The 22,777-nt window shown below is 62.9% G+C and carries 22 protein-coding genes; 15 read left to right on the forward strand and 7 right to left on the reverse strand.

The annotated features are described in order from the left end of the window. Positions 1-3: 3 nt before the first annotated feature. From NKL04_RS23595 to NKL04_RS23605, 3 genes are read left to right on the forward strand one after another with little or no spacing between them, the layout of a single operon-like run. Positions 4-1,041: an ABC transporter ATP-binding protein gene (locus tag NKL04_RS23595; RefSeq protein ID WP_023671274.1), complete on the forward strand. Its 1,038-nt coding sequence runs from the start codon at positions 4-6 to the stop codon at positions 1,039-1,041. After that, a complete protein-coding gene (locus tag NKL04_RS23600; RefSeq protein WP_023671273.1) occupies positions 1,038-1,892 on the forward strand; it encodes an ABC transporter permease in 855 nt (284 codons plus the stop codon). The genes NKL04_RS23595 and NKL04_RS23600 overlap by 4 nt, the downstream gene beginning before the upstream one ends. Continuing rightward, the gene (locus NKL04_RS23605) at positions 1,889-2,692 is read left to right on the forward strand and encodes an ABC transporter permease (protein ID WP_023671272.1); all 804 of its coding nucleotides are present in this window, start codon (positions 1,889-1,891) and stop codon (positions 2,690-2,692) included. Before NKL04_RS23600 ends, NKL04_RS23605 begins: the two co-directional genes overlap by 4 nt. Positions 2,693-2,875: 183 nt before the next feature. Here the strand turns inward: NKL04_RS23605 and NKL04_RS23610 are convergent, their stop codons facing one another. Continuing rightward, positions 2,876-3,874 carry a LacI family DNA-binding transcriptional regulator gene (locus NKL04_RS23610; RefSeq protein ID WP_023700442.1) on the reverse strand — a complete coding sequence of 333 codons (999 nt, stop codon included), beginning with the start codon at positions 3,872-3,874 and terminating at the stop codon, positions 2,876-2,878. A gap of 195 nt (positions 3,875-4,069) precedes the next feature. Between NKL04_RS23610 and NKL04_RS23615 the strand changes: the two genes are divergently transcribed. Genes NKL04_RS23615 through NKL04_RS23635 form a run of 5 tightly spaced genes read left to right on the forward strand, consistent with a single transcriptional unit; the run spans position 4,070 to position 8,778 of the window. Next, entirely contained in the window at positions 4,070-5,110 is a 1,041-nt protein-coding gene (locus NKL04_RS23615) for an ABC transporter substrate-binding protein (RefSeq protein ID WP_023700443.1), read from the forward strand. A gap of 27 nt (positions 5,111-5,137) precedes the next feature. Beyond that, entirely contained in the window at positions 5,138-6,175 is a 1,038-nt protein-coding gene (locus tag NKL04_RS23620) for an ABC transporter ATP-binding protein (protein ID WP_023700444.1), read from the forward strand. Beyond that, a complete protein-coding gene (locus NKL04_RS23625; RefSeq protein WP_023700445.1) occupies positions 6,172-7,059 on the forward strand; it encodes an ABC transporter permease in 888 nt (295 codons plus the stop codon). Before NKL04_RS23620 ends, NKL04_RS23625 begins: the two co-directional genes overlap by 4 nt. Then, complete coding sequence (locus NKL04_RS23630) at positions 7,052-7,843, forward strand: ABC transporter permease (protein WP_023700446.1); 792 nt, start codon at positions 7,052-7,054, stop codon at positions 7,841-7,843. The genes NKL04_RS23625 and NKL04_RS23630 overlap by 8 nt, the downstream gene beginning before the upstream one ends. A gap of 14 nt (positions 7,844-7,857) precedes the next feature. Further along, positions 7,858-8,778, forward strand: a complete 921-nt coding sequence (locus tag NKL04_RS23635; RefSeq protein ID WP_023700447.1) for a phosphorylase family protein — start codon at positions 7,858-7,860, stop codon at positions 8,776-8,778. A gap of 174 nt (positions 8,779-8,952) precedes the next feature. Here the strand turns inward: NKL04_RS23635 and NKL04_RS23640 are convergent, their stop codons facing one another. The 6 genes from NKL04_RS23640 to NKL04_RS23665 form a co-directional block, all read right to left on the reverse strand. Next, on the reverse strand, positions 8,953-10,356 hold the full coding sequence (locus tag NKL04_RS23640; protein ID WP_023700448.1) for an MATE family efflux transporter: 1,404 nt from the start codon (positions 10,354-10,356) through the stop codon (positions 8,953-8,955). Between the two features lie 187 nt (positions 10,357-10,543). Continuing rightward, positions 10,544-11,305, reverse strand: a complete 762-nt coding sequence (locus tag NKL04_RS23645; RefSeq protein WP_023700449.1) for an SDR family NAD(P)-dependent oxidoreductase — start codon at positions 11,303-11,305, stop codon at positions 10,544-10,546. A 28-nt stretch (positions 11,306-11,333) separates the two neighbouring features. Beyond that, the gene (locus NKL04_RS23650; protein WP_023671267.1) at positions 11,334-12,146 is read right to left on the reverse strand and encodes an ABC transporter permease; all 813 of its coding nucleotides are present in this window, start codon (positions 12,144-12,146) and stop codon (positions 11,334-11,336) included. Then, positions 12,146-13,009 carry an ABC transporter permease gene (locus NKL04_RS23655; protein WP_023700450.1) on the reverse strand — a complete coding sequence of 288 codons (864 nt, stop codon included), beginning with the start codon at positions 13,007-13,009 and terminating at the stop codon, positions 12,146-12,148. The genes NKL04_RS23650 and NKL04_RS23655 overlap by 1 nt, the downstream gene beginning before the upstream one ends. 61 nt (positions 13,010-13,070) lie before the next feature. Next, positions 13,071-14,234: an ABC transporter substrate-binding protein gene (locus tag NKL04_RS23660; protein ID WP_352724462.1), complete on the reverse strand. Its 1,164-nt coding sequence runs from the start codon at positions 14,232-14,234 to the stop codon at positions 13,071-13,073. After that, positions 14,215-15,351, reverse strand: coding sequence for an ABC transporter ATP-binding protein (locus tag NKL04_RS23665; protein WP_023700452.1), 1,137 nt, complete (start codon positions 15,349-15,351; stop codon positions 14,215-14,217). Before NKL04_RS23665 ends, NKL04_RS23660 begins: the two co-directional genes overlap by 20 nt. 113 nt (positions 15,352-15,464) lie before the next feature. Between NKL04_RS23665 and NKL04_RS23670 the strand changes: the two genes are divergently transcribed. The 7 genes from NKL04_RS23670 (at position 15,465) to NKL04_RS23700 (ending at position 22,734) form a co-directional block, all read left to right on the forward strand. After that, positions 15,465-16,274 (forward strand): helix-turn-helix transcriptional regulator, encoded by an 810-nt coding sequence (locus tag NKL04_RS23670; protein WP_023700453.1) that lies wholly within the window; start codon positions 15,465-15,467, stop codon positions 16,272-16,274. A 94-nt stretch (positions 16,275-16,368) separates the two neighbouring features. Further along, positions 16,369-17,286: an AraC family transcriptional regulator gene (locus NKL04_RS23675; protein WP_023671262.1), complete on the forward strand. Its 918-nt coding sequence runs from the start codon at positions 16,369-16,371 to the stop codon at positions 17,284-17,286. A gap of 229 nt (positions 17,287-17,515) precedes the next feature. Continuing rightward, positions 17,516-18,787, forward strand: a complete 1,272-nt coding sequence (locus NKL04_RS23680; RefSeq protein WP_023700454.1) for an extracellular solute-binding protein — start codon at positions 17,516-17,518, stop codon at positions 18,785-18,787. Positions 18,788-18,884: 97 nt separating this feature from the next. Next, a complete protein-coding gene (locus NKL04_RS23685; protein ID WP_023700455.1) occupies positions 18,885-19,751 on the forward strand; it encodes a carbohydrate ABC transporter permease in 867 nt (288 codons plus the stop codon). Between the two features lie 11 nt (positions 19,752-19,762). Next, positions 19,763-20,575, forward strand: a complete 813-nt coding sequence (locus tag NKL04_RS23690) for a carbohydrate ABC transporter permease (RefSeq protein WP_023671259.1) — start codon at positions 19,763-19,765, stop codon at positions 20,573-20,575. A 15-nt stretch (positions 20,576-20,590) separates the two neighbouring features. Continuing rightward, a complete protein-coding gene (locus tag NKL04_RS23695; protein ID WP_023700456.1) occupies positions 20,591-21,637 on the forward strand; it encodes an NAD(P)-dependent alcohol dehydrogenase in 1,047 nt (348 codons plus the stop codon). Positions 21,638-21,639: 2 nt separating this feature from the next. Continuing rightward, positions 21,640-22,734 (forward strand): ABC transporter ATP-binding protein, encoded by a 1,095-nt coding sequence (locus tag NKL04_RS23700; protein ID WP_023700457.1) that lies wholly within the window; start codon positions 21,640-21,642, stop codon positions 22,732-22,734. Positions 22,735-22,777: the final 43 nt, after the last annotated feature.

Consider the following 22,777-nt stretch of genomic DNA (forward strand, 5'->3'; position numbering starts at 1 on the left):
AGCATGTCCGGACTAGACATCAACGCCGTCACCAAAAAATTCGGCAACTTCGCCGCCGTCGACAATGTGCAGCTCAACGTGCCGCACGGCACGTTCGTGTGCCTGCTCGGCCCGTCGGGCTGCGGCAAGACCACGCTGCTGCGCATGATCGCCGGGCTGGAGGAGCCGACCAGCGGCGCCATCGTGCTCGACGGCGAGGACATCACCCCGCTGCCGACGCACAAGCGCAATCTCGGCATGGTGTTCCAGTCGCTGGCGCTGTTTCCGCATCTCTCTGTCGGCGACAACATCGCCTATGCGCTGCGCATTCGCGGCGCCTCGAAGGAGGAGCAGAAGAAACGCGTCGACGAGTTGCTGGGCCTGATCCATCTGACCGGCTTTGCCGACCGCCCGGTGGCCAAACTGTCGGGCGGCCAGCGCCAGCGCGTGGCGATCGCCCGGGCACTGGCGCTGTCACCAAAGCTGTTCCTGCTCGACGAGCCGCTGTCGGCGCTCGACGCCAAACTGCGCGAGGCCATGCAGGTGGAACTGCGGCAGCTGCAGCAGCGGTTGGGCATCACCACCATCGTCGTCACCCACGACCAGCGCGAAGCCATGACCATGGCCGACCTGGTCGTCGTCATGGGCCACGGTAGGATCCTGCAGGCGGCGCCGCCCATCGAGATCTACCGCAAGCCGGCCGACGCCTTCGTCGCCGACTTCATCGGCATCACCAATCTGCTGCCGGCCGAGATCGACAGCACCGGGCGCACCACCATTCTGGGCACAGCCATTCCGGGCCTTGCCATGCCGGCGGGTCAGACCAAAGCGTCTGTTTCGGTTCGCCCGGAGGATGTGCATCTCGGCAGCCCCGGCGGCTCGGCCATCACCGGCGAGGTGAGTTTCGTGCGCGATCTCGGCGGCACCATCGAGACCTTCGTCGACGTCGGCGGCACCAGCATCATTGCGGTGACGACGCCGCGCGAGCGGCATGACGTGCCGGTCGGCGCCAAGGTCGGCGTAACATTGCCGCCGGCAAGCTGCGTGGTGCTCGGCGCATGAGACGCGAAGCCCCGAAGTCGATAGCCGACTACACGCCGCTGTTCTTTCCGGCGCTGATGCTGGTCGTCTTCTTCGTCGTGCCCTTCTCGACGATGATCGCGGTCAGCTTCTTCAAGCGCAACCCGTCCGGTTTCTACACGCCGGATTTCGTGTTCGACAATTACGCCCGCTTCCTGTCGGTGTTCTTCGGCGGCGTGCTCGGCTTTTCGCTGCTGCTGGCGGTGCTGGTCGCCGTCTGCTGCGTGGCCATCGCCTTTCCCTTCACCTACCTTTTGACCCGCCGGCCGCGCCGCGTGCAGACGCTGTGGCTGGTCGGCCTGTTATCGGTGCTATCGCTGTCGGAGGTCATCATCGGCTTTGCCTGGTCGACGCTGTTTTCGCGCACCGCCGGCATCACCAATCTGTTCGTGGCGATCGGGCTGATGGACAAGCCGGTGGCGTTGCTGCCGACTTTTGGCGCCGTGCTGACCGGCATGGTCTACCAGGCGCTGCCCTATACGATCCTGGTGCTGTACCCCGCCCTCGTGCGCCTCGATCCGACATTGCTCGAGGCCGCGCGCACGCTCGGCGCCTCGCCGATCCGCGCCTTCTTCAACGTCGTCGCGCCGGCGCTCAGAAACACCATCGTGGCGACGCTGATCATGGTCTTCGTGTTCGCCCTCGGCTCCTACCTGCTGCCGCAGATTCTGGGACGGCCGCAGCACTGGACGCTGTCGGTGCTGATCACCGACCAGGCGATCTACCAGTCCAACATGCCGTTCGCGGCCGCAATGGCGGTGTTCCTGGTGCTGATCTCGCTGGCGCTGGTCGGATTGACACTGCTCGTCGGACGAAGGGAGAACGCCCTATGACCGCGACCTTGCTGCGCCGTGTCTATTTCACCATCGTCGCGCTGTTCCTGGCGGCGCCGCTGATCGTCGTCGCCGGCGTGTCGGTGAATTCGCGGCAGGAGCTCAGCTTCCCCCCGGTCGGCTTCTCGCTCGCCTGGTACGCCCAGATCTTCACCGATCCGGAATGGCGGCTGGCGCTGATCCATTCGGTGACGCTGGCCGTCTGCTCGGCGGCCATTGCCGTGGCGGTCGCGCTGCCCCTGGCCTGGTTCCTGTGGCGGCGCATCGCGCCATGGGCGAACATCTTCCAGGTGCTGGGGCTTGCCCCCTTCATCCTGCCGCCGGTCATCACCGCGCTCGGCTTCCTCTCCTTCTGGGCGACGGTCGGGCTGTTCGGCCAGTTCTTCACCGCCATAATCAGCCACGCCATCTTCTTCGTGACGCTGCCGCTGGTGACGCTGTCGCTGGGCTTTGCCTCGATCGACCGCTCGCTGGTAGAGGCCGCCGCCACCATGGGCGCCGACGACCGCACGGTGCTGAAGACCGTGGTGCTGCCGCTGATCCTGCCCTACCTCGTCTCGGGCTACGCCTTCGCCTTCGTCTTGTCGCTCAACGAATACATCGTCGCCTACATGACGATCGGCTTCACCACCGAGACGCTGCCCATCAAGATCTTCAACGCGCTGCGCTACGGCTACACACCGACCATGGCTTCGGTGTCGGTGTTCTTCGTCGCGGTGGCGGCACTGGTGTTCGGCTCGATCGCCAGGTTCGGCGATATACGCAGGCTGCTCGGCGCGATGTCGTCGGACGGGAGCTGATTGCATTCATTCTAAGTAACAGCACCAGTACAACACCCCTCGATCGCTGCTCAGACCACCAATGCCATGAAGGTGCTGAGTGCACCCTATGCACTCGCGCAGGCGGCAGCTTCGCGCCTCATCTCGGACTCAGGGGTGAACTTAAGTGCTCCTCGAAAGCGGACAACTGACTTCTTCGCCCGACTATTCGCCAGGGTCGAACTCACCTTTGAACAAGACTGTCTCCACCGGCCCGAGGGGATTGACGATCCGGCTCTCCAGGACTTCGACAAGTTTGCGTCCGACACCCGCTATGTCCACGAAATGAACGCCGATCTTCGCAGGCAAGAAACGTGACAGCCGCGTGCTGTCCCGAGTGACAATGTGGATGTCACTCCCTGGCGCGAGACCTCTTCTGCCAAGAGCGTGTAGTGCCCCCAAAAGGCCCAGTTCGTTGGCGCAAGCCAAGCCCGTCGGCGGATCTGACCAGGCCAGCATGCGATCGAACCAGGCTGCGCTCGATTCCATGGTGAACATTCCATGACCGATCAGCGACTGGTCGATCGGAATACCAGCCTCGGCCATTGCCCTTCCATACCCGGAAAGACGCATGGCACTCGCCTGGTCGCCCGGAACGAGAAGTTGCAGCGCAATGCGTCGGCAGCCCTTGTCCATGAGCCGCCGGGTCGCCTCGTAGGCAATCTGTTCATTGTCGATGTCGACATAAGGATATGCTGTATCCAGGTCAGTTCTTCCAAACGCGACGAATGGCATGCCTCTATCCAGCAATAGCTTAACGCGTGGATCACCCAAGACCATGCGCGTGATAATCAGTCCGTCTGTGCTGCCCGCCTGAAGCTGTCGCTGCACACTCTCGATGGGGTCATCATCGGGCGTGGTGGAGTAGATGGATAGACTATAACCCGCTTGCCGCGCCGCCAGCGTCATGCCTTCGATTAACGGAAGCTTCAACAGATCGGACAGATGATCTTGTGTTTCCATCGGGTAGATTGCTGTCATCGTCAGCGTGCGGCCAGTTTTGAGCGCGAAGCCATGATGATTTGGCACATAGCCGACCCGCTGCGCCACTTCCTTGACGCGAGCGATGGTGGCGGGATGAACCTCCGGCCCATCCTTCAGCGCGCGGGATACCGTGGTCACCGAAAGGGAAAGTTCCGCCGCGATCTGTTTCAGGTTGGTCATGTCGCCCGACCTCATTTGCGAAAGCGCCGGCTGATTTGCTGACTTTCACTAGGTGACCGAATTCCACCTCACGGTCAATCCAAGCTCTCGCTAAAGCAGCTTGACTCTCCTGCAATTGGATGCAATCGTAACGTTACGATTGGCAAGAATTGGCCCTTTTTAGCGCGTCTCAACAAATTCTAGGGAGGAGAACCTATGTCTTGGTTACGCATTTCCTTGACGGCATTCGCATTCTCGGCCGCCGTGCCGGTCTATGCCCAATCAGTCACCATCACGACCGCGGGCGGCGATTATGGCAACGCCATGAAGGAAGCCATGTGGGCCCCCGCTGCAAAAGAGCTTGGCTATGATATCCGCGAGGAGACCCTCAGCGACGGCTTGGCCGCCCTGAAGATGCAGGTTACCTCGGGCACGGTCACAACCGACGTCATTCACCTGGGCTCACCGGAGGGCGCGCAGGCCGCCGCACAGTCGCTGCTGGAGCCGCTCGACTACACGATCATCGACCCAAAGGCCGTGCCGGACGGCGCAAAGTCCGACTACTGCTATCCATTCGACTCCTATGGCACCGTCTTGTCGTGGAACACCAAGACCTATGGCGAAAACCCGCCGAAGACATGGGCGGAGTTCTGGGACGTTGCCAAATTCCCCGGCCGTCGTGCGCTGCGTGCCAATGCCCAGGACTCGATCGAGATCGCGCTGCTCTCCGATGGCGTAGCACCGGCGGACGTCTATCCCGTTCTCAGCACGCCAGAGGGTCTGGATCGCGCTATCAAGCAGCTCGAAGCACTCAAGCCAAATGTCGCCGTTTGGTGGACCTCGGGAGCGCAGTCGGCGCAGTTGCTGAAAGATGGTGAGGCGGATTTGGTCGTTACCTGGAACGGGCGGGCCCAAACCGTAAAAGCAGATGGCGGCGCGGCCGACTACACGTTCAAGGGTTCCGTCATTGGCACCGACTGTCTTGCGGTGCCGAAAGGGGCGCCGAAGAAGGAAGCAGCTATGAAGCTCATCGCAGCGATGACACAGCCCGCGCGCGTGGCGAAGCTGACCGACTTCATAGCCTATGGCCCGGTCAATCCTGCTGGCTATGAGGGTGGCCTTATCCCCGAGGACCGTCTCAAGACGCTGGCGACCGCGCCTGAAAATGCCGGCACTTCGGTGTTTTCGAATTCAGAATGGTGGGTCAGGAATGGCGAGGCTGCCCAAAAAGCCTTCGATGAGATGATGGCCCGCTGAGTCTCAGCTCTAAGGCTTGAGCACATGATGAAGTCGCTCCCGATCACCATCGACAGCGTGCGCAAGACCTATGGATCTTACGTCGCGCTGGACGATGTCTCGCTCGACATTCGGGCTGGCGAATTCCTCACGCTGCTGGGGCCATCGGGATCGGGCAAGACCACGCTGCTCATGGCTCTGGCCGGCTTTGTCCGGCCGGATTCCGGTAGACTTCTGTTGGGCGATCGCGACATTACCCGCCTGGCCCCGAACAGGCGCAACATCGGCATAGTCTTCCAGAACTACGCCCTGTTTCCCCACATGAACGTTCTGGCAAATGTTGAGTATCCGCTGGTGCTGCGCAAGGTACCGAAAGCCGACGCCCGCCAGCGGGCGCTCGACACTTTGGACCGCGTGAAGCTCGAAGGTTTGGCGGAGCGCAACATTGCCGCATTGTCCGGCGGCCAGCGCCAGCGGGTTGCGTTAGCGCGGGCGATCGTCTTCGAGCCGCGCGTGATGCTGATGGACGAGCCGTTGTCGGCGCTCGACAAGAATTTGCGCGAAACCATGCAGTACGAGATCCGGCGTCTGCACGATGATCTGGGGATCACCACGATTTATGTGACGCATGACCAGCGCGAAGCACTGATCATGTCAGACCGGGTCGCGGTGATGAATTCCGGCCGTATTCAGCAGATCGACACGCCACAGCGGATTTATGATCGTCCATCGACCCGCTTTGTCGCGGAGTTCATGGGTGAGGCCAACATTGTGGCCCCGGGCGCGGTGCGCAGAATAGACGGCGCCGATGCATCAAGCGAAGCTCTGATGATCCGCGCCGAAAGTTTCCATCTTGATGCGAAGCTCGTCGGGCGAGACGGGGTGGCGCTCGAGGGAACGCTGCGCGCCAAGGCGTTTCGCGGCGAGAACTGGCTTTTGACGCTGGCGCTTGACGGCGGGCAAGAGATTCTTGTCTGCGTTCCGGCGGCGATGGCCAGCGGCTGCGGCGAGCTTGCGACCGGTCAGCGAGTGACCGCATATGCACCGGCAGCGAAAGTTCACGCGATACCGGGAGCAGGAGCGTGACCGTCATCGCCGATCCTGCGCTCGCGGCAGACGCACGACGCGAGCGGCGGTTCTTCCTGTCGCTTTCAGTGCCCGCGCTTTTGATCGTTGGGCTGGCGGCGATCCTGCCCATCGTCTGGATTATCCGGCAATCCTTCCTCACCACAGCGGGTGAATACACCGTCGGCAACTACGAGAAAGTGCTTTCGAGCGGACTGACATGGTCGGCACTCGTCACCACCCTTGAGCTGTCCGTGGGCACGCTGGCGATCTGCATTCTACTCGGTACCCCCTTGGCGCTCGCCCTGGCCAGCACCAGATCAAGGGTGGCCAATTTGCTGATGGCCTTCGTCATGCTGCCGTTGTGGACCTCCATTCTGGTGCGCACCTATGGCTGGCTCGTTCTGTTGCGACGCGATGGCCTGATCAACGCGGCTTTGACCGGTTCAGGCCTGACAGCTGAGCCCTTGCCGCTGGTCTACAACTTAACGGGAACGCTCATCGGCATGGTTCACTACATGCTGCCGCTCTTCCTGCTGCCCGTTTATGCGGCGATGCGCGATATCGATGCAAACCTCGTTCGCGCGTCGGCGAGCATGGGCGCCACGCTCGGACAAACGATCCGCACGGTCATTCTGCCGCTTTCGGCCGGCGGCATCTTCTCGGGTTCGATCATCGTCTTCATTTACACCATAGGGTTCTTCATCACGCCCGCGGTGCTTGGCGGCGGCAAGGTAAACCCTCTTTCCACCCGGATCGAGCGCACGCTATCGACCTTCCAGGATTGGGGCTCGGCGAGCGTCCTGGGCATCCTGCTCCTCGTACTAATGGCGTTGGTGGGGGTGATGTTCCTGGCTGCGCGGCGGCTGATTGCCGGACGCAGCATCGGCACAGCCCATGCTTGAAGCCTATCCAGATAGCAGGCTGGCCCGCATCCTCCTGTGGAGCTTTTGCGCGGTCGTTATGGCGTTCCTGATGCTGCCGACGCTCGTCGTCGTGCCGCTCTCTTTTTCGGCGTCCAATCTTTTGGAGTTCCCGCCGCGCGCATACTCGTTGCGCTGGTACGAGGCTTTCTTCGGTTCCGCGGCATGGATGGCCGCACTCAGGACGAGCCTGATCCTTGGCACATTGACGGCGATGATCGCAGTGCCCCTGGGGCTGCTGGCCTGCATTTCGATAAATCGGCTCGGCGGAAAGGCCGCCATTGCCATTCAGGGTATTCTGCTAACCCCTTCTATCGTGCCGGGAATCCTGCTCGCGATTGGTCTCTTCTTTGTTCTGGCGGCCCAACGTCTGGTCGGAACGCTGTTCGGTGTCCTGGTCGGACATGTGGTGCTGGCCATTCCGGTCGCCTGCATTGTGTTGGTGCCCGCCTTGGCCCGCTTTGACTGGAACCAGGTTCAGGCGGCGCGCAGCCTGGGCGCAAACTGGGCAAGAGCCATTGGCGGAATAATTGTCCCCCAACTTCGGATAAGTCTGTTGTCGGCCACGCTGATGGCCTTCCTGACCTCGCTCGATGAATCCGTCATTTCGATCTTCGTCGCGAGTGGTCAAAACAGCACGCTGCCGAAGCTCATGTTCCTGTCGCTGCGCGATCAGATCGACCCGACCATTGCGGCGATTTCGACCTTGTGGACCGTCATCGTCGTGGTCGTTGTCCTCGTCGTGACCCTTCGCCAAAAATCCTGACCGAGATTGGAAACATGCCCAACAATCATCATGCAGCCGACGATCTGGCGGATCATTCAACGGACATACCCCAGGTGGGGTTGGCGATCATCACCGGCTCGGCGAATTGGGGTCTCGCCTTTCCGGAAGATGTCGAAGTCGATGGCGTCCGCACCTTGCAACGAGACATGAGTTTCGAAACCCCTTTCGGTCCCAGCGACAATTGGAAACTGCTCGAATTCGATGCATCTATTACCGTCGAGGGCAAAACGAAACGTGCCCTGTGCATGTATTCGCACGGCAATCCCCGAGACCATATCGACCATTCCTGTCATCGCCGCGCGTTCTGGGTCTTGATGAAAGCGGGTGTAAGGCAAGTGCTGGCCTGCTCGACCGTTGGCGCCGTCAACAAGGCGATCCAGCCCGGCGACATAGTCGTAAACGCCGATATCATCGAACTGTCGCAGACCCCGTTTTCACTTCTGCCTGGCCGCCAGAGCTTCGACTGCTCGGGCAAGCAGATCGTATGTCCAAGATGTGCGGCGTTGTTGGCCGAGACCGCCCGGCGCCATTGGCCAGCCGAATGCCGCGTCCATGGCATCGAGCAGCAGTTGGTGGCTGCCCACTGCTACGGGCCGCGACTGACAACTCCCGCCGAAGCTCTGGCGTATCGAAACATGGGAGCGGACGTGCTCAACCATTCGATCGCCCCTGAGGCCACCTTATCGCGCGAGATCGGCGCCTGTTTCGTGCCCCTGGCGTTCGTCACGGCCGGCTTCAACGACTATATGGACCGCGAGCGCCAGAAATTGCTGCAGGAGCACGTGCTGCCGAGCCTCTCTATGACAGCCTCGCGGGTTGCGCTGGAGACCGCGGCGCGACTTCCGGCCAATCCGGAATGCTCTTGCCACGGCTTGAAGTCGCCCCAACCGGCAGAGCGTTCTACCCGGTTCTGAAAAGCAGCGAGAGTCTGGGATCGTTCACTCGCAACGATGCTCGCGTCGAACTGAGAGTCCGCTTTTGAAGATCCCACGCCCGAAGCGTTCGGCCGCTTCCGGTCCAAAAGGCGACACCAGACATCTGCTCTGCAGTGACTGCTTCGGGCAGCTGGCGGACCGCTTGGTGCGCCATTAATGGATGAAGACAAGCGGTGGCGCTATCCGATCCCGCCGCAGCCAGCGCGCCAGGAGCAGCACCGCCACCACGGCCAGACCTGACGCCAGGCCGATCCAGATGCCCACGCCGTGCAGGCCGAAATGGAAGGCGAGCAGCACGCCGAGCGGCAGGCCGATGCCCCAATAGCCGATGGCGGCATAGATCATCGGCACCTTGGTGTCGTGCAGGCCGCGCAGCATGCCGGCGGCAACGGCCTGCGCGCCGTCAAAGATCTGGAACAGCGCGGCAAAGGCCAGGAACGACACGGCCAGCGCGATCATCCTGGCATTGGCCGGAGCGGCCATGTCGATGAAGGCGCTGATCAACAGATGCGGCCACAGCACCATCACCAGCGCCATCAGCGCCATGGACGAGACGCCGATGACGAAGGCGGTCCAGCCGGCGCGCGAAACGCCTGCCGGATTGCCTGCGCCATGGGCCAGCCCGACGCGCACGGTGACGGCCTGGTTGAGGCCGAGCGGCACCATGAAGGAGATCGAGGCGATCTGGATGGCGATGGCGTGCGCGGCCAGCGAATCCGCATCGATCAGGCCCATCAGCAGGGCTGCCGCGTTGAAGATCGTCACCTCGAAGGCGAGGATGCCGGCGATCGGCATGCCGAGCCGCAGCAGACCCTTGAAACGCGGCCAGTCGGAGCGCCAAAAGCGGCCGAACAGGCGGTAGCGGCGGAACTTCTTCTCCAGCATCACCACGGCTGCCAGGCCGCAGAACATCAGCGTGCTCGACAGCGTCGTCGCCAGCCCCGAACCGGCAATGCCCATCGAGGTGACGCCGAGATTGCCGAACATGAACACCCAGTTGAAGAAGGCGTTGCAGGCGACGGCGACGAAGACGATGATCAGCGCCCAGCCCGGCCGCTCCAGCGCCGAGATGAAGGAACGCAGCACGATATAGCCGTAGAAAGGCAGCACCGCCCATTCCAGCCAGCGCAGATAGATGCCGGCCTGGTGGGCGAGCGCCGGCTCCTGGCCCATGGCCAGCAGAATGGCCTCGCCATGCCACAGCACGATCCAGATCGGGATCGAGATCAGGATCGCCAGCCACAGGCCCTGGCGCACGGTACGGCGCAAATCGCGCACCGAATAGCGGCGGCGGCCAAGCTCGGTGGCGATCATCGGCGAAGTCGCCAGCATCAGGCCGAGGCCGAAGATCAGCGGCATGAAATAGAGGTTGGCGCCGAGCGCGCCGCTGGCCAGCGTGTCCGCGCCCAGACGCCCCATCATCATGACGTCGGTGGCGGTCATCGCGGTCTGGCCGAGATTGGTGAGCACCATCGGCCAGGCCAGCGCCAGCGTCGCCCTGATTTCCTGACGCCAAAGATTTTCCGGCGCACGAGCGCCGGCTTCGATCGCAGACATTGTCCTGCTCTTTCCGATTGCGGCGCGTCGGCAACGAGGCCGGAAGCCGCACTTCCAAACGGCAAAACCTTCGGTTTCGCAGCGTTTGCGTCGTTCTATTGGACGAAATGCGGCATGAAGGCAAGGGAGGACGGGCAGCCGGCGATTGAGCCAGAGGCGGGAACCATTCCTGCCGACGGCCCTTGGATCAGCCGATGCTTTCGCCGCCGTCGATCACCAGCGCCTGGCCGGTCATGAAGGATGAGCGGTCGGAGACGAGGAACAGGATCGCTTCGGCGATCTCTTCGGCGCTCGCCCAGCGCCCCATCGGGATCTTGGTGCGGACATAGGTCTCGATCGCCTCGCGGCCGCCCATTTGGGCGATGAACGGCTCGTTGAAGGGGGTGTCGACCCAGCCGGGGCAGAGCGCGTTGACGCGCACATTGTGCCGGGCATAGTCGAGCGACATCTGCCTGGTCATCGCCACCACGGCATGTTTGGACGTGGCATAGGCGATCATCTCGCGGTCGTAGAAGACGCCCGAATTCGAAGCCGTGTTGAGGATGACGCCGCCGCCTTGCGCGACCATTGCCGGCATGACCAGCCGCGCGGCCAGAAACTGCGCCCGTACATTGATGCGCCATGACGCATCCATACCATCGACCTCGACCTCGGTCAGCGTGCCGCCGACCTGGATGCCGGCGTGATTGTGCAGAACGTCGATGCGGCCATACTTGCCGAGCGTGCCGGTGATGAGCTGCCCGACCGCGGCGTCGTCAGAGACGTCGGTGACAACGGCCTCGGCCTGCCCGCCCACTGCCCGGATGTCCGCCGCTGTCGTCTCGCCGCTGGTCTTATCCCGGTCGGCAATGACCACCACAGCGCCTTCCCTGGCCATGATCATGGCGCCGGCGCGGCCGATGCCGGAACCGGCGCCCGTCACCACGGCGATGCGGTCTCTAAGGATCATGAATTTGTCTTTCAGCTGGATGGCTTGTTCAGTTTGACGGCTGGCGCTGGCGCAGCTGCCATTGGGCAAGCACCACCAGAAGAACCGAGGCGACGAGCACGATGGTGGCGATGGCGTTGATTTCCGGCGTCACGCCGCGCCGGATCGAGGCGAAGACATAGATCGGCAGCGTCGTCTGCGCGCCGGCGACGAAGAAGGCGACGATGAAATCGTCGAAGGAGAAGGTGAAGGCGAGCAGGAAGCCGGCGATCACCGCCGGCATGATCTGCGGCAGCACGATCGAGCGAAACGTCGTCAGCGGCGTGGCGTAGAGATCGCTCGAGGCCTCGACCAGGTTGCGGTCGAGGCTGGCGAGACGCGTGCCGACGATCATCGTCACCAGCGCCATCGAAAACAGGCCATGCGCGGCAATGATCGATCCATAGCCGAGCGACAGGCGCGGCGGCTGGTCGTTTGGCCAGATCGAGGCGAGGAACGGGTTGAGCACGCCAAACAGCTGGACCAGCGCGACAAGCGTCGAGATGCCGATGACGACGCCGGGAACGACGATCGCGGCACCCATCAGCGCGTCGAAGACGGCGCGGGTTCTGAGCCCGACCCGCGCCAGGCCGAGTGCCGCCGCCGTGCCGCACACCGCCGCCAGAAGGGCGCTGGTGGTGGCGATGAACAGGCTGTTCTTCAACGCCTCCACCAGGAACGGGTTCGACAGCGCCGTGCCGTACCACTGCACCGAAAAGCCGGTGAACTCGCTGGCATGGCGGCCGGCGTTGAAGGAAAACAGCACGACCAACGCGATCGGCAGATAGAGGAAGGCGAAGACGGCTGTGACGAAGGCGCGCATCAGATCAGATCCACCTTGCGGGCGCCCGACACCCGTGTCGAAATGCGGTTTGCCGCGATCAGCACCACCACCGAAACCGCCACCAGCGTGATGGCGATGGCCGATCCGAACGGCCAATTGCGCGACTGCAGGAACAGGTCGACCAGCGCATTGCCGATGAAGAACACCTTGCCGCCGCCAAGCAGCGTCGGGATGAGGTATTCGCCAAGCAGCAGGATCATGACCAGCGAGAAGCCGGTCATGACGCCCGGCAGCGACAGCTTCAGCGTCACCCCCAGAAAGGTTGAGAGCGGGGTCGCGCCGAGATCGGCGGAGGCTTCCAGCAGCCTTCGGTCGAGCCGCTCGAGACTGACATAGATCGGCAGGATCATCAGGGGCAAATAGCCGTAGACAATGCCGAGCAGCACGGCGCCCGGCGTGTTGATCAGCCTGACATCCTCGATGCCGACAAAGGCCAGCAGTGCGGGAATGCCGCGTCCGCCCAGAATGTACATCCAGGCGTAGGTGCGCATCAAAAGGCTGGTCCAAAAGGGAATGACGACGAGCGCCAGCAGGATCAGCCGCCAGCGTTGCGGCGCCTTCAGGGCGAGATAGTAGGCAACCGGGTAGGCGACGAGCAGGCAGGCAAGCGCGCCCACCGGCGCCAGCATCATCGTGTTCCAGAAGGCTGTCGCCCGCGCCGGGAGGTTGGCATATTGCGCCAGCGTGAAGGCGGCCTGGTAGCCGCCCTCCGGCGCCCGCTCGCCGACGCTGAACACGGCAATGGCGACGAACGGCAACACCAGAAACACCACCAGCCACGCTGTAGCCGGAGCGAGCAGCAGCGCTGTCAGGATGTTATACCGAAATCTGTTGCCGTGCATGGAAACCGCCCCGATGCCGGCGGACATAGGCCCACCGGTTTCCGTTTGCGTCAGGCCGGCCTCAAGCCGACTTGAAGCGCGCCATCAGCTCGGCGCGGCCGGGATCGGTCAGCGTCGCCGCCGCACCGAATTCCAGCGGTGTCAACAGGTCGGCCGCCGGATAGAGGATCGGATTGTCCAGCACTTCCTTGGGCAGCAGCTTGTTGACGCGTGCGTCGGTCGACGGCGCGCCGTTGGCCAGATGCTCCTTCACCGCGACCTCAGGGGTCATCAGATAGTTGAGCAAGGCATAGCCGGCCGGCTTGTTCGGCGCGTCCTTCGGGATGGCGTAGAAATCGGTCCAGATTTCGCCGCCCTCCTTGCCCAGCACATAGGCGATCTCCGGGATATCGCGATGCAGCTGTGCGCCGTCATTCGTCCAGCACATGGTCATCCAGGCGTCGCCCGCCCGCATGCCCGGCTGGTAGTCGGACGAGACCGCGAACAGATGCGGCTTGACCTTGAGCAGCAGCTCCTCGGCCTTGGCGAGTTCGTCCTGCTTCAGCGAGTTGAAGGAATAGCCGTGATATTTCAGCGCGTTGCCGATTGTGGTCAGCTGGTAGTCGTGGACCATGGTGCGGCCATCGCCCTCAGCCATGGCGACGTCCCAGAACTCCTTCCAGCTCGTCATCGGCTTGGCCAGCTTCTTGGTGTTGACGGCAAAGCCCGTGGTGCCCCAGTTCTTCGGCACCGCGTAGGTCGTGCCGTCGATCGTGCCTTCCGAGGTGAAGCGCGGGTCCTCCTGGGAGCTGTCGAAATTCGGCAGCTTGGCCATGTCGAGCGGATCGATGATGCCGAGTTTCTTGTAGGTCGAGATCGTGTAGTTGGTCGGCACGAACAGGCTCCAGCCCGAGGCGCCGGCCTGCAGCTTGGCAAGCATCTCCTCATTGGAGCCGAAGACGTTGACCTCGACGGCGACGCCGGTGTCCTTCTTGAAATTCTCGAAGGTCTGCGGGTCGTGATAGTTCGGCCAGGTGGCGATCGACATGCGGTCGCCGAGGTTTTCGGCGGCGAAGGCCGGCGTCGGCATGATGCCGAGCTCGCGCGCCATCACCGCGGTTGCGATGCCCAGGCCGGTGAGGCCGAGGAAATCGCGGCGGCCGATCGAGCCGCGCTTCAGGCGCATCAGCTGGTCGACGAAGTTCTCAGAGCTAATCGGCAGTCCGTCACGATATGATTTCGACATTTTTTGCTACCCTCTGGTTGGTCCCGTTGTTCTTGGTCTCCGGAAACGCCAGCGGCGTCCCGGAGGCAAAGCCGATGGCGACGGGTTCACCCGGCTTGAAGAGATTGCCATGGCCGATCACATGGTCGGCCTTGGCCAGCAGCGTTCCGATGCCCTGCACCTCGATGGCGTATTCCGCCGTCGAGCCCAGGAAGATCCGGTTGCGCACGATGCCCTTGAAAGGGCTGCCTTTGGTGGCGCCGAGGCTTAGCGATTCAGGACGCAGGCTGACGGAAACGGTCTCGCCCTGCTGCAAGGCGGTTCGTTTGCGCGCGGCAATGACGGTTCCGTCCGCCAGCGCCACATTGACAAGATCGCCTGTATGCCCGGCAACCTTGCCGCTCAACAGATTGGTCTTGCCGACGAAGTCGGCGACGAACAGGTCGGCCGGCTCGTCATAGATCTCGCTTGGTTGCCCGAGCTGTACGATGCGGCCGCCGTTCATGACGCAGACGAAGTCGCTCATCGACAGCGCCTCCTCCTGGTCGTGGGTGACCAGCACGAAGGTGATGCCGATCTCGCGCTGCAGGTTCTGCAGCTCGATCTGCATGTCGGTGCGCAGCTTTTTGTCGAGCGCTGCCAGCGGCTCGTCGAGCAACAGCACGGCCGGCTTGTTGACCAGTGCGCGCGCCAGCGCGACGCGCTGCTGCTGGCCGCCGGAGAGTTCGTGGATCTTGCGGCGGCCATAGCCGGCGAGCCGCACCATTTCGAGCGCCTCGCCGGCGCGCCGGCCGATTTCCTGCGACGACAGGCGCGGCCGTGCCTGGCGCAACCCGTAGGACACATTGGCTTCGACATCGAGATGCGGAAACAGCGCGTATTGCTGGAACACCATGTTGACCGGCCGACGATAGGGCGGCGTTCCGGCCATGTCCCGGCCACGGATGAACACCTGGCCTTCGCTCGGCTGCTCGAAGCCGCCGATCATGCGCAGGCATGTGGTCTTGCCGCAGCCGGACGGTCCGAGAAGGGCGACAAAGGCGGAGGGCGGCACAGCGAGATCGATGCCGCTGACGGCGGTCACAGCGCCATAGCGCTTGGTGACGCCGCGAAACTCGATGTCGGGCACTGCGGTCAAAGTGCTGGCTCCAGCAACAGGGCTATTCCAGGACGCTACCAGAGCCAATGGCGTCTAGTATATACCTCGCTGGTGGTATATCTGATCTATTTTCTCGTTTGAGGGGGTATAGGTTGAGTGCGTCCCGCAGCGACGAATACAGCCGGCTCGCAGCCCTTGTCGCGGCAACGCGAGAGACCAGCGGCGAAATGTTCGGCCAGGCAATGGTCGATTGGCTGAGCCAGCATGTCAGCTTCGACCACTGCGTTATCTTCGGCTATCGCGGCGCATCGCGACCGCCGCTGCTGTTCGAAACCTTCTCGCCTGACGAGAGCCATGTCTTCGTCACGCTCTATCAGGAAGGACCTTATCTGCTCGACCCATTTCATCACGCGGCGGTGGAGCGCAAGGAGGGGTTCTGGCGCATGCGCGAGCTGGCGCCCGACCGCTTCTATGCCAGCGAGTATTTTCGCACCTACTATAGCCAGACAAGGCTGGCCGAGGAGGTCGGCTTCTTCGTGCCGCTGCCCGGCAAGGATGCCCTGGTGCTGTCGCTGATGCGATTGCACGCCTCGGGTCCCTTCGGCACCGCCGATGCCAGGCTGCTGCGCGACATGGCGCCGGCGGTCATCAACTTCGCCCGGTTGCGCTGGCCCGCACTTTCGGCCGAGGAGCAGGACGAAGCGGAGCAGGGCGAGACGATCGCCGCCGTCAACGAGTTCGACCGCGCCCACATTTGGGAAAGCCTGTCGCTGACCCCGCGCGAAAAGCATGTCGTCGATCTGGTGCTGCAGGGGCATTCCACCGAGTCGATCGCAAGAGCCATGCGCATCGTGCCGGGAACGGTGAAGGTTCACCGCCGCAACATCCACCGCAAACTCGGCATCAAATCCCAGGCCGGGCTGTTCGCCCGCTTCATTGAGATCATCGAGAGCCGGCGTTGAAATCGCTGAGGCAGACATCGTTCACTTGCGGGCGACAGACTGCTACGGATTGCCCGAAACCAGTCGCTTCCTCATACGCCCCGGAGAGCAGACGATGGCATTCAGGCGCAGAAAGAACACGGCCGCGATCCCTCGCACGGTGCCGGCTTTCGAGCACATCGTCACCGAGGCGAGCGACAGTTTCCTGTGGCGGCTCGACGACTATCCCTGGGAGCGCAATGTCTGGAATTTTCATCCGGAATACGAGATCCATCTCCTGAGGAAGTCTTCCGGGGTCGCGCTGGTCGGCGATCACATCGGCGAATTCGGGCCGGGCTACCTGAGCATCGTCGGCGGCGGGCTGCCGCATGACTGGGTGACATCGGTGCAACCCGGCGAGCTGATCGAAGGACGCGACATCGTGCTGCAATTCGATCCGCAGCGGCTGCGCGGCTCGGCGGGACTGCTGCCTGAGCTGCGCGAACTAGAACCGTTCCTGGAGCGATCGCTGCGCGGCATCGTCTTCCATGGCCGCGCCGCGCTCGACGGCGCTGCGCTGATGGAACGGATGGGCACCGTGCACGGGCTCGCCCGGTTTTGCCTCTTCCTCGAACTGGTCGATCTGCTGGCCAGGACAGACGAATACGAGCTTTTGTCCTCGCCGGATTTCTCACCCGCGCTCGACGCAACCTCGCTGGACATCATCCAGCGCACGCTGACCTATCTCTTCCAGCACTTCGCCGAGGACCTGAAGCTGCCGGAGGCGGCGGAGCTGGCGGGGATGAGCGAAAGCACGTTTTCGCGCTTCTTCCAGAAAAACACCGGTAACAGTTTCAGCGACCACATCGCCAAGCTCCGGCTCTGGCAAGCCTGCAAGCTGCTGGCGGACACCGATATTCCGATCACCGACATCTGCTTCCAGGTCGGCTACATGAACATCTCCAACTTCAACCGCGCCTTCCTGCGCAAGCACCGGATGACGCCGTCATCCTACCGCAAGCTGTCGAAGCAGCGGATGACGATGCGCGCCTGAAAACCGGCCTTCCTCACTCCATCGGTACTCATGTGACAGAGGCCGTGCAGGCGGGCCGGATTTTGCAGCGCACAATGCATAAAAGTACAGGTCTGCTGCAACGGGGCTTCTAGCGCGGCCTTTAGCAACTCCTCATTTTGGCGATGGGTGGCTTGTCGCTCGGGCGATGGCGAGGATCGCGCAACCGAAGACTTACGCTTCCTGCGACTGTTCCTGGAGGAGAAAATCAATGAAACCAATTCGGCTCGCTGCGAGCATAAGCGCAGCTTTCATGCTTACCACGACCCTCTCGACCATGGCGCTGGCGGCGCCGGTCTGCTCGGCGCCGGTCAAGGTGCTGGCGCAACCGCGTGACGGGCTGACGCTGCTGGAAGCGTCCAAGGACGAGTTCCAGAAACTGGCCGGCGCCAGCTTCCAGATCGACTATCTCAACGAGAACGACCGCCGGGCAAAGTCGCGCGCCGATGCGTCCACGGTCGGCAACTACAACGTCTACTATGTCGACGAAGCCAATGTCGCGCTGTTCGCCTCGTCGAAATGGATCGTGCCGCTCACCGACTATTACCCGGCTGACTACGACTACGCCGATTTCGACCCGGGCCGGCAGAAGGTCGCCACCTATGACGGCAAGGTGTGGTTCGCGCCGCTGACCGGCGGCGGCGACCTGATGGTCTACCGCAAGGACATTCTGGAAGCCGCCGGCATCCAGCCGCCGAAGTCGCTGGACGAGTTGATCGCCGACGTGCCGAAGCTGACCGATCCCGACAAGGGCATGTACGGCATCGCGCTGCGCGGCGCGCGTGGCTCGGGCGCCAATGTCTGGCGCTGGATGCCGTTCTTCAAGGCCTATGGCGGAAAATGGTTCGACGGTGACAAGCCGGCTTTCAACTCCGAGGCCGCGGTCAAAGCGACCGAGACCTATCTTAAACTGTTCAAGGATTCAGCGCCCGGCACGCAGACCGGCAGCTGGGACGAATCGACCGGCGCCTTCCTGTCGGGCCAGGTTGCCATCTTGGTCGAATCGACGCCGCTGTCGGGCATGGCGGTCGACCCGAAGACCTCGCAAGTGGTCGGCAAGATCGGCTTCCTGCCGCCGCCCTCGCCACTGACCGGCGGCGGCTACGGCCACGGCCTCGCCATCGCCGCCAAGGCCAATGCCGACGACGCCGCGAAGCAATGCGCCGGCCTGTTCATCGCCTGGGCGACGTCGAAGGAGAACGAGAAGCGCCGGCTCGACGCGCACCAATTCGGCGAGCTCAACCGCACCAGCGTGCTGTCCAGCAAGGAGTTCGCCGACATCTATGGCGCCGATCTCGGCCAGGCGCTTGCCGATACCGGCAAGGTGACGGCGGTGAACTTCTGGCAGGATCCGCGCTGGCCGGATCTCGGCGACCGCTGGGGCATCATCCTGGAAGAGCTGGTCACCGGCACGCGCACCTACGTCAAGGGCGGCCTCGACGAACTCGAGGCCTACGCCAACGAGCTGGTGAAGAAGAAGTAATCCTCCCGCCCGCGGCGCGCGGTCCACGGCATTCGACCGGATGCCGGGACCTGTGCGCCGCGGGTCTCTCCAAAAAGGCACAGCCCGAGGATAGGCAATGCGCCGACGCTCTTCCCTGCCCGTGACGTTTCTGGTTCCGACGCTCGCCATTCTTCTGGTGCTGTCGATGGTGCCGACGCTGTACGCCATCGTCATTGCGCTGCAGAACCGCGAGCTGAGCTCGTCGGACTATTCCTGGGTCTGGCTGTCGAACTTCATCGACCTGTTCGCCGACCGGCGTTTCCTCAACGCGGTCTGGGTTTCGGTGAAGTGGGAAATCGTCACCGTGGTGGCGACGATGATGGTGGCGATCGGGCTCGGCGTGCTGATGTTCGAAGTAGCGTCGCCGCGGCTGCGCAACATCTACTGCCTGCTGTTCATCATCCCGGTGCTGTTGCCGCGTGTCTCGGCGGCCTTCGTGTGGAAGTTTGCCTATCATCCGCTCTACGGCATCGCCACCTATCCCTACAGGCTGATCACCGGCGGGCTGATCTTCGACCCGCTGTCGAAGCCGTCGATTGCCCTGTTTGCCGTCGCCTCGGTCGATGTCTGGCAGTGGGGACTGTTCTTCGCGGTCATCGTGCTGAAGCTTCTGGAGACCTTGCCGCCGCAGCCGATCGAAGCGGCGCGGCTCGACCACGCCAAACGCTGGCAGATCCATGCCTATGTGACCTTGCCTATGCTGAAGGCGCCGCTGATCAGCCTGATGTTCGTCAAGATGATCGAATCGCTGCGCTCCTTCGACCTGATTTATGTGATGACGCGCGGCGGGCCGGGCGTGGCGACCGAGACGCTCGACATGTACGCCTTCTCGCAAGGCTTCATCGAATCCGGCAAGGTGTCCTATGCCTCGGCCATGGCGGTGCTGATGATGATCGCGACTGTCATCACCTTCACCATGCTGTGGAAGCGGGTGCAGGCATGAGGCCGTATCGCATGAGACCGGGCCGCCTCATCGGCAAGATCATCCTAGCCTTCGCCGGCTTCATGGCGGTGTTTCCGCTCGCCTGGACGGCGGTCAATTCGCTGAAGAACAATGTCGACATCATCACCCGCGTGCCGCGCCTGGTGTTTACCCCGACCTTCGACAATATCAGCTACATCATCGGCCGCGACAGCGTCATGACCGGTCTCTATAACTCGGTCATTTCCTGCGGCGTCGCCGTGCTGATCGGCGTCATGCTCGGCCTTCCGGCAGCCTATGCGGTGGCGCGCTATCCCAATCGCTTCGCTGGCGACATCCAGTTCTTCGTGTTGTCGCTGCGCTTCCTGCCCCCGGTGGCGGTCGCCATTCCGCTGATGGTGATCTGGCTGCAGATCGGGCTCTACGACACCTTGCCGGCGCTGATCGTCACCTATTCGCTGCTCACCATCTCGGTGATCATGTGGCTCGCCATTCCCGCCTTCCAGGCCGTGCCGAAGGAAATCGAGGAAGCCGCTTTCGTCGACGGCTACGGCGCTTACTCGGTGTTCTGGCGCATTGCGCTGCCGGTAGCGGCGCGCTCGCTGATCGGCGCCGTCGCCTTCAGCTTCGTGCTGGTGTGGAACGAATTCCTGATCGCGCTGATGCTGTCCAGTTCCAACGCCAAGACATTGCCGATCGTCGCTTCCGAACTTTCACAGCAAGGCATGAACGTGCCGTGGGGAATCCTCAACGCCTCGGTCGTGCTGTTGTCGCTACCGCCGCTGCTGTTCCTCGGCGTGCTCAGCGGCTTCCTGAATTCCGTTTTCCGGCAAAAAAAGACTTGATGCGAGGACTTACCTATGCGGGCACTGGTGCTTGAGAAAAAAGGCGAACTGTCGCTGCGCGAGATCGCGCTGCCGCTCGACGTCGGACCGGGCGATGTCAAGATCGCCATCCACACGGTCGGCGTCTGCGGCAGCGACGTGCACTATTACACCCATGGCGCCATCGGCAGCTATGTCGTGCGGGCCCCGATGGTGCTCGGCCACGAAGCCGCGGGAACGATCGTCGAGATCGGCGCCAATGTCGGCACGCTGAAGGTCGGCGACCGCGTCTGCATGGAGCCGGGCGTGCCGAACCTGTCGTCGCGCGCGACCAGGCTCGGCATCTACAATGTCGACCCTGACGTCTCCTTCTGGGCGACGCCGCCTGTGCATGGCGTGCTGGCGCCCTATGCCGTGCACCCGGCCGCCTTCACCTACAGACTGCCGGACAATGTCACCTTCGCCGAAGGCGCGATGGTCGAACCCTTTGCCATCGGCATGCAGGCGGCGCGCCGCGCCCGCATCGTGCCTGGCGACGTCGCCGTCGTCGTCGGCTGCGGCCCGATCGGCATCATGATCGCGCTGGCGGCGCTGGCCGGCGGCTGCTCGAAGGTGCTGATCTCCGATTTTTCCGCACCCAAGCTCAAGATTGCCGCGCAATATCCCGGCATCGTGCCGGTCAATATAGGTGAGCAATCGCTGGTCGACGCAGTCTCCGCCGCGACCGACAATTGGGGCGCGGATATCGTGTTCGAGGCGAGCGGCAGCCCGAAGGCATTCTCCGACCTGTTCGATGTCGTGCGGCCGGGCGGCGCGGTGGTGCTGGTCGGACTGCCGGTCGAACCGGTCAGCCTCAACGTTCCGGCGGCGATCTCCAAGGAAGTGCGCATCGAGACGGTGTTCCGTTACGCCAACATCTTCGACCGCGCGCTGCAGCTGATCGCCTCGGGGAAGGTCGACCTCAAGCCGCTGATCACCGGCACTTATGATTTCTCGGACAGCATCGAGGCCTTCGAGCGGGCGGCGCAAGGCAAGCCGCAAGACGTCAAGCTGCAAATCCTTCTTACCGGCGAGAAGGGCTGACCATGTCCGCGATCGTTTGCTCCCATGTCGACAAGGCTTACGGCGCCACTACCGTCATCCGAGACCTCAATCTCTCGATCGAGGAGCACGAATTCGTCGTATTCCTCGGCCCGTCCGGCTGCGGCAAGTCGACCTTGCTCAGGATGCTGGCCGGACTGGAGGATATCAGCGGCGGGGAAGTGTCGATCGGCGGCAAAGTGGTCAACGATCTCGAGCCCGGCGAGCGCGGCATTGCCATGGTTTTCCAGAACTATGCGCTCTACCCGCATATGACGATCTTCGACAATATCGCCTTTGGGCTCAAGCGACAGAAAGTGCCCCCGGCCGAGATCCGGAAGCGGGTCGAGGCGGTGGCAACGACGCTCGGCCTCGAACCTTACCTCGCCCGCAAGCCGACCGAACTTTCCGGCGGCCAGCAGCAGCGCGTGGCGATTGCGCGCGCCATGATCAAGACGCCGAAAGTGTTCCTGTTCGACGAGCCGCTGTCGAATCTCGACGCCAAACTTCGCAACCATATGCGGGTCGAAATCGCCCGCCTGCACCAGTCGCTGAAGACCACTACCGTCTATGTCACCCACGACCAGCTCGAAGCGATGACGCTGGCCGACCGGATCGTGCTGCTCAGGGATGGCGTCATCGAACAGATCGGCTCGCCGGCCGAGATCTATCGCCAGCCGGGCAATCTGTTCGTCGCCGGCTTCATCGGTACGCCGAACATGAATTTCATCGACGTGGCCGTCGGGCGGAAGGACGAACGCTGGACGCTGACAGGCGGCGGCTCGACCTTCTTCATAGAAGGCCTGGGCTTCGATCTGCGCGGCGTCCATCGCGCCGTGCTTGGAATCCGACCGCCGGACCTGAAGACCGCCGGTGCTCAGAGCATCAATCTTCTGCAAGGCACCGCCGACCTCATCGAGTTCCACGGCAATGACGCGCTGGTGACGTTCGCCTGCGGCGGCAAGGAGGTCGGCGCGTTGGTATCGGCCCGCGAATGCCCGGCGTTGCGCGCGCCTGTGCGCTACACATTCGAGGAGGAGAGCGTGCATCTGTTCGACGCGGCGACCGGCGCATCCTTGCGCCGGCGAGAGGAGGCCTAGATTTGGTACGCAATTCCGGACGGAAAACCGTTTCACGCTTTTC

The sequence above is a fragment of the Mesorhizobium sp. C264A genome (assembly GCF_040324515.1).
GTDB lineage: Bacteria > Pseudomonadota > Alphaproteobacteria > Rhizobiales > Rhizobiaceae > Mesorhizobium.

Excerpts from the sequence above, each read along its gene's own strand:
- NKL04_RS23595 (WP_023671274.1), top strand. The coding sequence starts at position 4 with ATGTCCGGACTAGACATCAACGCCGTCACCAAAAAATTCGGCAACTTC.
- NKL04_RS23600 (WP_023671273.1), top strand. The coding sequence starts at position 1,038 with ATGAGACGCGAAGCCCCGAAGTCGATAGCCGACTACACGCCGCTGTTC.
- NKL04_RS23605 (WP_023671272.1), top strand. The coding sequence starts at position 1,889 with ATGACCGCGACCTTGCTGCGCCGTGTCTATTTCACCATCGTCGCGCTG.
- NKL04_RS23610 (WP_023700442.1), bottom strand. The coding sequence starts at position 3,874 with ATGACCAACCTGAAACAGATCGCGGCGGAACTTTCCCTTTCGGTGACC.
- NKL04_RS23615 (WP_023700443.1), top strand. The coding sequence starts at position 4,070 with ATGTCTTGGTTACGCATTTCCTTGACGGCATTCGCATTCTCGGCCGCC.
- NKL04_RS23620 (WP_023700444.1), top strand. The coding sequence starts at position 5,138 with ATGAAGTCGCTCCCGATCACCATCGACAGCGTGCGCAAGACCTATGGA.
- NKL04_RS23630 (WP_023700446.1), top strand. The coding sequence starts at position 7,052 with ATGCTTGAAGCCTATCCAGATAGCAGGCTGGCCCGCATCCTCCTGTGG.
- NKL04_RS23635 (WP_023700447.1), top strand. The coding sequence starts at position 7,858 with ATGCCCAACAATCATCATGCAGCCGACGATCTGGCGGATCATTCAACG.
- NKL04_RS23640 (WP_023700448.1), bottom strand. The coding sequence starts at position 10,356 with ATGTCTGCGATCGAAGCCGGCGCTCGTGCGCCGGAAAATCTTTGGCGT.
- NKL04_RS23645 (WP_023700449.1), bottom strand. The coding sequence starts at position 11,305 with ATGATCCTTAGAGACCGCATCGCCGTGGTGACGGGCGCCGGTTCCGGC.
- NKL04_RS23650 (WP_023671267.1), bottom strand. The coding sequence starts at position 12,146 with ATGCGCGCCTTCGTCACAGCCGTCTTCGCCTTCCTCTATCTGCCGATC.
- NKL04_RS23655 (WP_023700450.1), bottom strand. The coding sequence starts at position 13,009 with ATGCACGGCAACAGATTTCGGTATAACATCCTGACAGCGCTGCTGCTC.
- NKL04_RS23660 (WP_352724462.1), bottom strand. The coding sequence starts at position 14,234 with ATGTCGAAATCATATCGTGACGGACTGCCGATTAGCTCTGAGAACTTC.
- NKL04_RS23675 (WP_023671262.1), top strand. The coding sequence starts at position 16,369 with ATGGCATTCAGGCGCAGAAAGAACACGGCCGCGATCCCTCGCACGGTG.
- NKL04_RS23680 (WP_023700454.1), top strand. The coding sequence starts at position 17,516 with ATGAAACCAATTCGGCTCGCTGCGAGCATAAGCGCAGCTTTCATGCTT.
- NKL04_RS23685 (WP_023700455.1), top strand. The coding sequence starts at position 18,885 with ATGCGCCGACGCTCTTCCCTGCCCGTGACGTTTCTGGTTCCGACGCTC.
- NKL04_RS23690 (WP_023671259.1), top strand. The coding sequence starts at position 19,763 with ATGAGACCGGGCCGCCTCATCGGCAAGATCATCCTAGCCTTCGCCGGC.
- NKL04_RS23695 (WP_023700456.1), top strand. The coding sequence starts at position 20,591 with ATGCGGGCACTGGTGCTTGAGAAAAAAGGCGAACTGTCGCTGCGCGAG.
- NKL04_RS23700 (WP_023700457.1), top strand. The coding sequence starts at position 21,640 with ATGTCCGCGATCGTTTGCTCCCATGTCGACAAGGCTTACGGCGCCACT.